This is a genomic window from Pseudomonas sp. S3E12 (assembly GCF_001702295.1).
Taxonomy (GTDB): domain Bacteria; phylum Pseudomonadota; class Gammaproteobacteria; order Pseudomonadales; family Pseudomonadaceae; genus Aquipseudomonas; species Aquipseudomonas marginalis.
In genome coordinates, this window is record NZ_MBDT01000005.1 from 68,522 (window position 1) to 80,890 (window position 12,369).

The window sequence follows — 12,369 nt, forward strand, 5'->3', positions numbered from 1 at the left end:
TTCACGCTCATCGTTCCAGCGATACCGTTTGGTAGTCTTTTCGCTCCCCGGCGGGGCCAGGCTCGGCACGCATCTGCGGTGGCCACCAAATCACCATTTTGTCCTTGGTCGATTGCGGGCGCGAGCACGAGTCGCCCTTGCAGGTGGGGGTGCAGCTGGCGACGAGCAGCGCGGTGCCGATCAGGGTGACGCAAAATAAGCGGTGTTTCATGGCGTAGCCTTTTGAGCTGGAGTGATCAAGGAGGGGCGGGGTACGCTGAGGTGTTCATCCTTCACCACTGGGCGCATGGCGATAAATACCTCGGCTTCTTCACCCGGCTTGAGCCAGGCGCGCGGCCATACGCTGACCGCCAGGGTCTGGGAGTTACTGCACTCCTTTTCGTCGATACGCACATTGCGTTTGAACTGGTTGCGCAACACCACCACCGCTACGTTGTACTCAGGGCCTGCATACCACTGGCTGCGCTCGGTGTTCAGCGCCAGCAAGTCGCGGGTGTTGCACAGGGTATTCAGCCCCAGTGGCATCGGTGCCGCCTTGAACGCCTTGGGCACTTCACCGCTGACCAAATGCGCCAGGGTGCTGATGATATCGCTGCGCTTGATCACCGGTTGGTGAGGGCTATAGCGTCGCGCCAACGGGGCGAGGGCTGCCTGCAATTCGACTTGGTCGTCCTGGGGCTGGTAGCGGGACGGATCGGCTTGGTCACCGATGACGCGTGGGGTGAGAATGAACAGGCGTTCACGCCGATTGTTCTGTCGTTCGGTGGAGGAAAACAGCGCCTTGCCCAGTAGTGGGATATCACCCAGCAATGGCACTTTGCTTTGCTTGTCGGTGCGTTCGGTTACATGGAAGCCGCCGACCACTAGCGAACGTTTTTCCGCCATCACGGCCTGGGTGCTGACCTTGCCTCGGCGCACATCAAGGTTGTTCGGATTGGGGTTGGTCTCGTCGAAATTGCCGTCTTCAATATCCACCACCAAGTGGATCTGATGGCCGCCACGGCTGGTGATAACGCGTGGCACTACCTGGAAACTGGTGCCCACGGTGACCGGCAAAATGGTTGCGTTCTCCCTACCGGGTGTCAGGTATTGCGTGCGGTTGAAGTCGATAACCGCCGGTTGGTTTTCCAGGGTGAGCACCGAAGGGTTGGAGACCATGGTTGCCAACCCCTTGGCTTCCAATGCGCGTATATCGGCGTAGAAGCGATCGCGATTTTCAATCGATAGTTGCGACGAGGTGCCCGGTGACACGTTGGCACCACCGCGGAAGCGGCTGTTCTGGAAACCCCAGTTCACCCCGAACTCACGCAACTGCGTGCGTTCGATGTCGAGAATGATCGCGTCGATTTCCACCAGCTTGCGCGCCACATCGAGTTGAGTGATCAGCTCGCGATACATGGCCTGGCGTTCCGGCAAGTCATAAATCAGCACCGCGTTGTTGCGCACATCGGCTTCGACGCGAATCCGACTATTGGAGACCGGAGCGCGTGGGGTGAGCGCGGGGCCGATGTCCAGTGATGCCGGGTTGGCGTTAGCACCGAGCATCTGGCCCAGCAACGGGTTGCCTAGCCGGGGAATGTTGGGAGTGAGCGGAGCGGGTTGTGAGGTGGGACGCTGACTCAGCCCCGCAAGCGTTGAGGGGGAGCGCGGTTCCAACAAGCCGCGCAAAATACTGGCCACCCCGGGGATGGCGAGCTTCTCGCCGCGATAATCCACTAGGCGGTCCGCTGCATTTGCGAACTTCAGCGGATAACTCAGCACACTCTGTTTCTCATCCGGTGAACGGCGTTGACTGCTGAACTGCTTGATCTGCTCGATGTAGCGTCGAGGACCGGAGACGAGCACTACGCCATCTTCGGGCAACTCACCCCAGCCGAAACGGCTGTCGAGCAGGCCGATATCGGTCAGCGCTTGCTTAAGGTCTGCAATGGTTTCGGAAGAGACTTCCAGGCGCGCTGATTCCTGCTGGTCCAAAGTACTGACATAGAGGGTGTTGTTGTACAGGTACCACTGGAAACGGTGCTCTACACCGAGACGGTCGAGCATCGATTGTGGGGTATTGGCGCGGATCTTGCCATTGACGTTGCCTTCCAACAGGCCCTCGACTTGAAGTTGTGTGCCGAAGGTCTGGGCGAAGTCTTCGAGTACTTCCCGTAGGGGTTTGTGCTCGGCTTCATAGGCGTAGGCGGTGTTTTTCCATTCGGGAGGGATCGCGGCCAGGGGGCTTTCCTGTGGGGCAAGCAACCAAGGAAGTGCAACCAGGCAGCGCCATTGGGCCCATTTTAATAGAGTCGCAGACGAGACTGTGCGCAAGCGGTTGTGCTTGTGGATTTCGTTAGACATGGGGAGTTCTCTGATTTAGTAAGGCCGCGAGCGTAGCGAAGTGGCAGTGAATTTCTGAGCAGGTCTTGCAAGGCGTGCGACCATTGCGCACCAAGTATCGCGTTGGTTGAGCAGAGATTCGATACAGCCGCATAAATGCTCCTCGTCGCGCACGTCATGCAGGCATTGAGTTAACCAGAGCTCACCACTGGTAGACACTTGGGAAAGTGCACCTTGGAAATGATTAAGGCTAGCGCCCCCCAACCGCATCCAAGTTTGTAGCTGTGATTTGTCTGGTTGAGAGTGGGTCAGTTGGACGCACAACAAGATGGCGTTTGAATAGCGCTGAAGGGTTATCTTGTTGTTATCTTCGAAGAGAGTTAACTCTTCGGCGCGGCTGCTAAACCATTCGAAAAGAAGCGATTTCAATTTATTGTATGCTGTCCAGGGCCGATTTGAACATCATATGCTTTGCTCGGTTATGTTCACTGAAAGAATATTCTGACATGCGTCTCTTGAACGCAAGTTCAAAAAAAAGCTCCATGTCCTCTTCTGTTCCTGAGTCATTTTCTATTGAGGTTTCGTATTTTTTTTCGATCAGTTTTACTTCTTTCAGAAGCCTTTGTCTGAGGTCTGTGTAAAAACTCATATGATCGCTCCTTTTTTGTGTTTCTTATTTGTGGTTGGTGTTTCGAGATGGTTCCATGTTCGTCAATTTTTTGGTGTGTAAGATAACTCGTTCAGCGCTGTGTGCTTGAAGGGGTATTGCTCTGCTTTAGAAATGTGTCGAACATTGAGGCCCAATCAATACGAAAGTCACCTTCATCGGTATTCAGAACAAGTGTTTGAAGTTTGACCGTGTCATCGGATCGAAGTGTCCAAAGCGTATTTCCGCAATTGGCGAGACATTGAGCTACGACCTCGAGCTCAAGGGGGTGGCAAAGTAGTATCGCCTTGACCGATGGAACTTGGCTTGCCAGCAATTGACTCATCAACGCTTTCAGGCGTTGTTGAAGAGGGGTCTCTTCAAGTAGAGTAAAAATAGCTTGGTTGGTAATTGACGTGGCATATTTTTCAAGGCTTTCGCACATAGCCTGGCGGTCGGTATCCCAGCGTTTTAGCTGGGCATTGGCACGTCGCCATACTTCAGCCCCTGACTTCTCCAACAGTTCTTCTCGTTGCTCTGCAGCCAGCTGCATTAGTTGTTTTGCCTGTGCTTTTGCATGATCCAATATTTGAGTGGCTTCAGTATAACTCGCCAGTGTTTCGCGCAAGATTAGCGTTTGCGGTAGAGAGGAAGCATCTGTTGTCAAGGCGATTTTGTGTCGGCAAAACATTATTAATCTCCAGGCTCCTTAGATTCAGGAGCATTACCGTCGCCATTGAACGGTGCAATACGCCAAGCTACTGCCTGCCAGAGCGTATCAAGACGGTTAAAGCTATCGTGGAGCGAAAAGGCTTTTTTTTCCAAATCCAGAACACGTTGACGAGGAAACCGTAATCTGATTCGTTGCCAAGTCTCAGAAGAGACCCAGATGCGTAACAACTGCAAGGGGTCATCATCGTGCCGTAACATGTCAGGAGGCAGCACTTTGGAGAGTCGGCTGGCCCACTGATTTTGGCTTTCATCCAATATGCTCATGTAGCTACGGCGGCAGGTGCTTTCAATCAGCGAAAGCGCTAGTTCAAGTTGATCCGTTGGAGCGAGTGCCAGTTTAAGCAGTGTAGGTTGAGGTTTTACAGGCAGGCAGGATGTAATGCCGTAAATATTTCCCACTCCAATAGGGTAGCTTCTATGGCGCTCTCTAAGCTCCAAGTGTTTATCAACTATTTTCCAATCATTATGGCAAAACGCCCAAGGCGTGCTCCACCATCGAACCCATGCAAGACTACTCATTGAATGAGTGAGGCGTTGCATGAGAGGCCGATGTTAACAATGCTCGCTTCAGTCGATTACGCCAGAAAACACCGGCGATGATCAGCAGCACCAGAGCGATCAGTGAAAATATAACGCTGGCTCGCCAAAAGCCAAGGTCATCTCCAGGCACAAGGAAAGGACCGAAATAAGTCAGACGTTGATGCTCCAAGTAGGCTGTAGCCGGGACGAACACGACCGTCAATTTTTGCGGGTTTTCGAGTGCAGTCGTCATGCCTGGAATGCTGCTGGCTACCATCCTGCGAACACGGGCTCGGATGTTGTCGGGATCGAGCCGAGGATCATGTTTGATGAACACTGACGCGGATGCGGGTTGTACGGGTTCTCCCGGCGCAACGCGTTCGGGAAGAACCACGTGTACTCGAGCGACGATGACTCCGTCGATGTTCGATAACGTTGTCTCCAACTCCTGGGACAAGGCATAGATGTAGCGTGCCCGCTCTTCGAGTGGCGTTGAGATAACACCTTCTTTACGAAAGGTGTCGCCCAACGTTGCTCGCGCAGCTCTGGGGAGTCCGACCGCCTCTAGAGTACGTACGGCGCGCGCAATGTCGGCTGCATTGACAGCCACTGTTACTCCGTCCTTGGCAGGAACTTTGGTGGCGCGGATATGTTTGTCTGCCAGCTCCGCGATAACTTCGTTGGCTTCCTGCTCGGAAAGCTGACGATGAAGTTCGACGCGATCACCACAGGCACTCACCATGAATAAGATAGATAGAGTTAATGCTATAAGCAGTGGCCGGGTCATGTTTATCTACTGAAGGTTGCAGATTTTATCAACGCACTGTGCGCTTTTGCCGATACTTTTAACTACTATATGCGTTAATAGTACTGCGTCGGACAGCTGGCTTGGATATTTCCGAGCTTCATCTGATCGCTCGCGATCGCTCAAGGCACGTAGACCTTTTGTCATATTTCTAGTCAAGGCGTCTAGCTTGTTTGAAACCTCGGAAAGAGCACTTTTAGTGTCGGTGTGATTTATCTCTTTATTGGGGAGTGATGATGGGGCGATGAGCGAGTTGAAAAAGTTGATATCGATATTTGAGGTAAAGGGGTCATGTGCGCTGGATGTGCTATTGATTTCATTGGTTTGAGTGGGCGTTTCTTGTTTTATAATCATGCGCGCCTACTATATAAAAGTTCAGGATGGAATGTGTGTCATTCTGAATGACGTTGCTTGTCGGTACATTTTTTGAAAAGACCTTCTCGACACAACGTGTCGAGAAGGTTAGTAAATTATCGGAGGTCACTAATGGCTTGTTTAATGCCAGAAGTGTTGGCGTTATCTACACTTTTTTTCGTGTTCCTTACGAGGTCTGCCCTCTTCTTTGATTCCAAGCCTTCTAGGGCCGCATCTGTAGCGGACTGGCTCATACCTCCACGAGCATTAACACCCGCACTAGCTGAACCATCTATGGGGTAAGAGGGCACCGCACTAGCAGCTACACCATTTATGGGGTAAGGGGGCACGTAGCCATTATAAGGTCCAACAGCCATATTGTCTTCTCCACATTGCTTAATGTTAAGGAACTCAGCGGAAACCAGATAGGGTGTGAAACGTCTTGTATCGCTGGCCCGTACTATCAGTGGTTCAAAAGATAAATGCGTTCCATATGTTTTAAACTTGGATGTTTCAAAATGTTTTATGTTCTGGCTGAGCTCGATTGGAGTTTGTGACTTTTTATGTGCGCGATATGTTTAGTTGTTTCATTCGATGGTAGAGCGTCCGCTTTGCAACTCCCAGCTCTACTGCCACACTATCTACGCAGTGGTGGTGTCTACGAAGTGACTCTTTGATTAGCGCTTTTTCAATTCGTTTCAGGTGCTCCTTGAGCGGCATTTCTTTATCTGGGTGATCACGGAGCGGGGCCAACAGAGGTGGAAGTTCCAGCACAAAGCGCTTTGCTGCCGAGCGTAGTTCTCGGACATTACCGCGCCACGGGTGGCATAGCAGTTGCTCTAGAAGTTCACTAGAAGGATGCGGGATTGTGCACTTGAACTGCTTTGCTTCCTGTCGGATCATTTTCAGAAACAGCGGGATGATGCACTCACGCCTATCACGCAGTGGGGGAAGTTGGATGTTGACGACATTCAGGCGAAAATACAGATCGCGCCGAAAGGTGCCGTTTTCGACCATCTGGTGCAGCGAGTGCTGGGCAGACGCAATGACGCGCATGTCCACAGGGATGAAGCGGGTCGAACCCAGGCGCTCCACGCCGCGTGATTCCAGCACGCGTAGCAGCTTGGCCTGCAGGTTCAATGGCATGCTGTCGATCTCATCAAGGTAAAGCGTGCCCAGGTGGGCAGCCTCTACGAAGCCGGCCCTGGATTGCATTGCCCCGGTATAGGCGCCGCTGTTGACGCCGAACAATTGGCTTTCCGCGAGGCTTTCCGGGATGGCTGCACAGTTCACGGGAACAAAATTACCTCGCCGTCCCGATAGAAGATGAATGCGTTGTGCTAGCGTATCTTTGCCTGTACCGGTTTCCCCCAGTAACAAAATGTCAATGTTGAGGGTGGCCGTGTTGTTTAGTGTGTTTTCAATATCCGGGCCTTCGATGAGTGAAAATGCCGTTTCATTTTCCATGTTGAAGGTGGCCGACATTGAAAGATGTTCCCTTCTTGCTATTACTTCATTGTTAAAAAGACGTTATGCGCTTGGTGGCCAGTAACGTAGATTATAGGGGCTGTTATTAATTCTTAAAGAGGGGCGGCGGGCAATTGGTGTAGGAAAGTATCTTTCTGTTGTAGTGATGAATCGTATTGTTCCTGGTGGGCGCGAGGAGTGAGCAAGTCAAATAGGATAAGTCTGAAAGTATTTAATATTTTGATGTGAAGGCTATGTAAAACTAAATGCCTGTCCACAAAAAAGCCGATGCAATGCATCGGCTTTTCTATTGGCGGCAGCTATTAAAAGTGACGTTTACACGTTAAAGCGGAAGTGCATCACATCGCCATCTTTAACAATGTATTCCTTACCTTCCAAACGCCATTTACCCGCTTCCTTGGCACCGGCCTCACCCTTGAACTGGATAAAGTCGTTGTAGGCGATCACTTCCGCGCGGATAAAGCCTTTTTCAAAGTCGGTGTGGATCACACCGGCAGCCTGTGGTGCAGTGGCGCCGACTTTTACGGTCCAGGCGCGGACTTCTTCGACACCGGCGGTGAAGTAGGTTTGCAGGTTGAGCATTTCGTAGCCGGCGCGGATCACGCGGTTCAGGCCAGGTTCTTCCAGGCCCAGGGCCTCAAGGAACATGTCTTTCTCTTCGCCGTCATCCAGTTCGGCGATTTCCGCTTCGATCTTGTTGCACACCGGCACCACGATGGCGCCTTCTTCGTCGGCGATGGCCTTGACCACGTCGAGCAGAGGGTTGTTCTCGAAGCCGTCTTCAGCGACGTTGGCGATGTACATCACTGGCTTGGTGGTCAGCAGGTGGAAGCCCTTGACCACGGCCTTCTCGTCAGCGCCCATGGTCTTCATCAGACTGCGTGCCGGCTTGCCCAGGGTGAAGTGCGCGATCAACTGTTCCAGCAGGCCTTTCTGGACCACTGCGTCCTTGTCGCCGCCTTTGGCGTTGCGCGCGACTTTCTGCAGTTGCTTCTCGCAGCTGTCGAGGTCGGCGAAGATCAGTTCCAGGTCGATGATCTCGATGTCGCGTTTCGGGTCGACGCTGTTGGAGACGTGAATCACGTTCTCGTCTTCAAAGCAGCGGACCACATGGGCGATGGCATCGGTTTCACGGATGTTGGCCAGGAACTTGTTGCCCAGGCCTTCACCTTTCGACGCGCCGGCTACCAGGCCTGCAATGTCGACGAACTCCATGGTGGTCGGCAGGATGCGCTTGGGATTGACGATGGCCGCCAGTGCTTCCAGGCGCGGATCGGGCATCGGCACGATGCCGCTGTTGGGTTCGATGGTGCAGAAGGGGAAGTTCTCCGCCGCAATACCGGACTTGGTCAAAGCGTTGAACAAGGTGGATTTGCCGACGTTGGGCAGGCCGACGATGCCGCAATTGAATCCCATGGTGTTTCCCCTCGGAAAAAAGTCAGGCCTTCTGGCTGTGCAGGTTTTTCATCGCGCGGTTCCATTCACCGGCGAAGATATCCGGCAGCACGCCGAGGGCAAAGTCGATGCTGGCATCGAGTTTTTCCTGTTCGGCGCGTGGCGCACGACCCAGGACGAAATTTGAAACCATACTGGCGACGCCTGGGTGGCCAATGCCGAGCCGCAGGCGGTAAAAAGTATTCTGATTGCCCAGCTGCGCGATGATGTCGCGCAGGCCATTGTGCCCGCCATGCCCGCCGCCTTGCTTGAGCTTGGCAACGCCGGGTGGCAGGTCCAGTTCGTCATGGGCCACCAGGATTTCTTCGGGTTTGATCCGGAAGAAACCCGCAAGCGCCGCGACAGCCTGGCCGCTGCGGTTCATGTAGGTGGTGGGAATCAACAGACGAACATCCTGACCCTGATGCGAGAAGCGTCCGGTCAGGCCAAAATATTTGCGATCGGCCACCAGGTTTACACCTTGGGCGTGGGCGATACGCTCAACAAAAAGGGCCCCCGCGTTATGCCGGGTCTGTTCGTATTCGGCGCCTGGATTTCCCAGGCCAACGATCAGTTTAATGGCAGTCACGACAGGGGCCCTTCCTTTGGAGTTGTGGATAACATCGCTACACCTGCGTGCGGCGAAAGTGGACGACAAGAGATCATTTACTCAAGAGTAAACGCCGCGTTATCGCCCGCTTTCTCGCTACGTTTCGGTCCGCGATGTTTCCTCAAGCTCCGGCAATACAGAGTGGATTACTCTGCAGCGCCTTCTTCAGCTTCTGGAGCAACGCGTGGAGCGTGTACGTTTGCAACAGCTTTGTCATCACCGTGAGCCAGTGCAACGAACTCAACGCCTTTAGGAGCCTTGAGGTCGGACAGGTGGATGATTGCGCCGATTTCCAGAGCCGACAGGTCGACTTCGATGAACTCAGGCAGATCTTTCGGCAGGCAAGTCACTTCGATTTCGTTCAGGACGTGAGAGATCTCGCCGCCTTTCTTGACCGGAGCTTCTTCGCCAACAAAGTGCACAGGCACGATAGCGGTCAGTTTCTGGCCGGCTACGACGCGTACGAAGTCAGCGTGCAGAACGTGACCCTTGGATGGGTGACGTTGCAGGGCTTTGATGATGACGTTTTGCTTTTTGCCGCCAACGTTCAGTTCGATAACGTGGCTGTAGGCCGCATCGTTTTCGAGCAGTTTGGCAACTTCTTTAGCCAGCATGCTGATGGATTCAGGGGCTTTGTCGCCACCGTAAACTACAGCTGGAACCAGGCTTGCGAGACGACGCAGGCGGCGGCTCGCACCTTTCCCCAGGTCGGAACGCACTTCAGCATTCAGAGTAAAATCGTTCATGTTGTATCTCCAAAATAACCACATTCGCCCCAGCGTTTGCGACCAGCGCTAAAGGCGATATGGGCAAAAAAGCCCCGCCCCAACAGTATGCTGGGGCGGGGCGCTTTTCGTCAGTGAGGTGTTCCGAAGGTTTGACCCTTAGCGGAACATCGCGCTGATCGATTCTTCGTTGCTGATGCGGCGAACCGCTTCGGCAACTACCGGTGCGATATCCAGTTGACGGATACGCGCACAGGCTTGAGCAGCGGCGGACAACGGGATGGTGTTAGTCACCACCAGTTCGTCCAGCACGGAGTTCTCGATGTTCTCGATCGCTCGGCCCGACAGCACAGGGTGTGTGCAGTAGGCGAAGACTTTAGCTGCACCGTGCTCTTTCAAGGCTTTGGCCGCGTGGCACAGGGTGCCGGCGGTGTCGACCATGTCATCAACCAGAATACAGGTACGCCCTTCGACATCACCGATGATATGCATCACTTCAGAGTGATTGGCTTTCTCGCGGCGTTTGTCGATGATCCCAAGGTCCACGCCCAGGGATTTGGCAACAGCCCGTGCACGCACGACGCCACCAATGTCCGGGGACACGATCATCAGGTTTTCAAAGCGCTGGTCTTCGATGTCATCCACCAGAACGGGGGAGCCGTAGATGTTATCTACCGGAATATCGAAGAACCCCTGGATTTGGTCAGCGTGCAGGTCAACCGTGAGCACACGGTCGATACCTACCACGGTCAGCATGTCGGCAACGACTTTCGCGCTGATAGCCACACGTGCGGAACGCGGACGGCGATCCTGGCGGGCATAACCAAAGTAAGGGATTACAGCTGTGATTCGAGTCGCTGAGGAGCGGCGGAAGGCATCAGCCATCACGACGAGTTCCATCAGGTTATCGTTGGTCGGAGCGCAGGTCGGCTGGATAATGAAGACGTCTTTACCGCGGACGTTTTCATTGATCTCGGCTGTAATTTCGCCGTCGGAGAATTTACCGACAGAGATGTCACCGAGAGGGATATGCAGCTGACGTACGACACGTCGAGCCAGATCGGGGTTGGCGTTCCCCGTAAAGACCATCATCTTGGACACGCGCAGTACCTAGAGGCTGAGGGTAACCTGGATGAGTATTAGAAAATGGCAGGGGCGGCTGGATTCGAACCAACGCATGGCAGGATCAAAACCTGCTGCCTTACCGCTTGGCGACGCCCCTGTATCTGTTGCAACGAGTACCCAGTACTCGATTCCTTTTAGAGCAGACTTTGCAGCTTGCGATGCAACATCGAAACGTTGCTTCCCTTTGCTACAAACCCCGTAAGGGTCTCTGTAAGAAGGGCCGAGACTTTATCAGCTTCAGCTTTGCTTGGGAAGCCCCCAAACACACAACTTCCAGTTCCGGTTAATTTTGCTTCGGTAAATTTACCTAACAAATTCAAAGCGTTACGTACCTCTGGATAACGCCTTGCTACAACCGGTAAGCAGTCATTTCGACTGTTTCCCTTGGGAACGGGGCGCACTTTAATGGGAGGAGAGTTACGTGTCAACAGCGGATCTGAAAAAATTTCTGCTGTACTTACAGATACTTGCGGGACAAGCACCACATACCACGGCTCTTCGGGGTATTCCGGGGTGAGTTTTTCCCCCACGCCCTCAGCAAAAGCGGCGTGCCCACGCACGAAAACCGGGACGTCGGCGCCCAGCGTGAGGCCCAGCGCAGCCAGGCCATCATGGTCCCACCCCAGTTGCCACAGATGGTTCAGACCCAGCAGTGTGGTCGCGGCATTCGAGCTGCCACCACCGATTCCGCCACCCATGGGCAAAATCTTATCGATCCATATATCGATGCCCTGGGAACAGCCGGACTGCTCCTGGAGTTTTTTCGCGGCCCTCACGATCAGGTTGCTGTCGTGGGGCACGCCTTCGAATTCAGTGTGCAACTGGATCACGCCATCGTCGCGCAGGGCGAAGGTGAGCTCATCGCCGTAGTCGAGAAATTGAAACAGCGTCTGCAACTCGTGATAGCCGTCTTCACGGCGACCGAGGATGTGCAGCATCAGATTGAGTTTGGCCGGCGAGGGCAGGGTCAGTCTTTCTACGGCCACGTTATTGCCCCAGCTTGCGCGGTTGCCAGTCCTTGATCACCAGCGTGACGTCAAGGTCGGTGCCATGCAGCTTGATGCGCTCTGGCAGCCAATAACCGCCCTGTTCCACGTAGCTGAGGTACTCGACCTGCCAGCCATCCTGTTCCAGGGTGGCCAGGCGACTGTCACCGTTGAGGCTCAGGCGGCTCTTGCTGTCCGGCGCGGGCAAGCCGCGGACCCACCACACCAGGTGCGAGACAGGCAGTTTCCAGCCAATCTGCTCCTCCAGCAGCGCTTCGGGCGAGGAGGCCTCGTAGCGACCCTGGTTGGCGACTTCTAGGCTGACTTGTCCCGGGCGGCCGGTCAGGCGCGCGGCGCCGCGCCCCAGGGGGCCGGACAAGCGAATGTCGTAGTAATCCTGGCGTTGCAGCCAGAACAAGGTGCCGCTGCCGGAATCTTTCGGTGCGCGCACCCCGACTTTGCCTTCGATCTGCCAGCCGTCGATGCTGCCGAGCTGATCCTTGTGCTGCTTCCATTGCGCCGGGTTGCCCTGGCCCTCAACGGATTCGCGGGCACCGAAGCCCGCGCAACCGGCGAGCAGGGCGATGAAGCTGAAAACGATAACGTGGCGCAAGAACATAAGC

The 12,369-nt window shown here is 54.2% G+C and carries 13 protein-coding genes and 1 tRNA gene; all 14 read right to left on the minus strand.

The window, feature by feature from the left end; all coding sequences use genetic code 11:
• Positions 1 to 7 precede the first annotated feature (7 nt).
• Positions 8 to 211, minus strand: coding sequence for an HrpT family type III secretion system protein (gene hrpT / locus BB029_RS05070; RefSeq protein WP_065938441.1), 204 nt, complete (start codon positions 209 to 211; stop codon positions 8 to 10).
• Entirely contained in the window at positions 208 to 2,343 is a 2,136-nt protein-coding gene (gene sctC / locus BB029_RS05075; protein ID WP_065938442.1) for a type III secretion system outer membrane ring subunit SctC, read from the minus strand. Before sctC ends, hrpT begins: the two co-directional genes overlap by 4 nt.
• Positions 2,344 to 2,752: 409 nt before the next feature.
• On the minus strand, positions 2,753 to 2,971 hold the full coding sequence (locus BB029_RS05080; protein ID WP_065938443.1) for a hypothetical protein: 219 nt from the start codon (positions 2,969 to 2,971) through the stop codon (positions 2,753 to 2,755).
• 91 nt (positions 2,972 to 3,062) lie between these two features.
• The gene (sctL, locus tag BB029_RS05085) at positions 3,063 to 3,659 is read right to left on the minus strand and encodes a type III secretion system stator protein SctL (RefSeq protein ID WP_065938444.1); all 597 of its coding nucleotides are present in this window, start codon (positions 3,657 to 3,659) and stop codon (positions 3,063 to 3,065) included.
• Between the two features lie 2 nt (positions 3,660 to 3,661).
• Complete coding sequence (locus tag BB029_RS31835; protein ID WP_256558130.1) at positions 3,662 to 4,240, minus strand: type III secretion protein; 579 nt, start codon at positions 4,238 to 4,240, stop codon at positions 3,662 to 3,664.
• Positions 4,212 to 5,006, minus strand: a complete 795-nt coding sequence (gene sctJ, locus BB029_RS05090; protein ID WP_065938445.1) for a type III secretion system inner membrane ring lipoprotein SctJ — start codon at positions 5,004 to 5,006, stop codon at positions 4,212 to 4,214. Before sctJ ends, BB029_RS31835 begins: the two co-directional genes overlap by 29 nt.
• Positions 5,007 to 5,939: 933 nt before the next feature.
• Entirely contained in the window at positions 5,940 to 6,863 is a 924-nt protein-coding gene (locus tag BB029_RS05095; RefSeq protein WP_065938446.1) for a sigma 54-interacting transcriptional regulator, read from the minus strand.
• A 318-nt stretch (positions 6,864 to 7,181) separates the two neighbouring features.
• Positions 7,182 to 8,282, minus strand: coding sequence for a redox-regulated ATPase YchF (gene ychF, locus BB029_RS05100; protein ID WP_065924046.1), 1,101 nt, complete (start codon positions 8,280 to 8,282; stop codon positions 7,182 to 7,184).
• Between the two features lie 22 nt (positions 8,283 to 8,304).
• On the minus strand, positions 8,305 to 8,889 hold the full coding sequence (gene pth, locus BB029_RS05105) for an aminoacyl-tRNA hydrolase (protein WP_003208389.1): 585 nt from the start codon (positions 8,887 to 8,889) through the stop codon (positions 8,305 to 8,307).
• Positions 8,890 to 9,056: 167 nt separating this feature from the next.
• On the minus strand, positions 9,057 to 9,656 hold the full coding sequence (locus tag BB029_RS05110) for a 50S ribosomal protein L25/general stress protein Ctc (protein WP_027606889.1): 600 nt from the start codon (positions 9,654 to 9,656) through the stop codon (positions 9,057 to 9,059).
• 138 nt (positions 9,657 to 9,794) lie between these two features.
• A complete protein-coding gene (locus BB029_RS05115) occupies positions 9,795 to 10,736 on the minus strand; it encodes a ribose-phosphate pyrophosphokinase (RefSeq protein ID WP_003171603.1) in 942 nt (313 codons plus the stop codon).
• 46 nt (positions 10,737 to 10,782) lie between these two features.
• Positions 10,783 to 10,857: transfer RNA gene (locus BB029_RS05120), tRNA-Gln, on the minus strand.
• 37 nt (positions 10,858 to 10,894) lie between these two features.
• The gene (ispE, locus tag BB029_RS05125) at positions 10,895 to 11,698 is read right to left on the minus strand and encodes a 4-(cytidine 5'-diphospho)-2-C-methyl-D-erythritol kinase (protein ID WP_253494035.1); all 804 of its coding nucleotides are present in this window, start codon (positions 11,696 to 11,698) and stop codon (positions 10,895 to 10,897) included.
• A gap of 49 nt (positions 11,699 to 11,747) precedes the next feature.
• Complete coding sequence (gene lolB, locus BB029_RS05130; protein ID WP_065938448.1) at positions 11,748 to 12,365, minus strand: lipoprotein insertase outer membrane protein LolB; 618 nt, start codon at positions 12,363 to 12,365, stop codon at positions 11,748 to 11,750.
• Positions 12,366 to 12,369 lie beyond the last annotated feature (4 nt).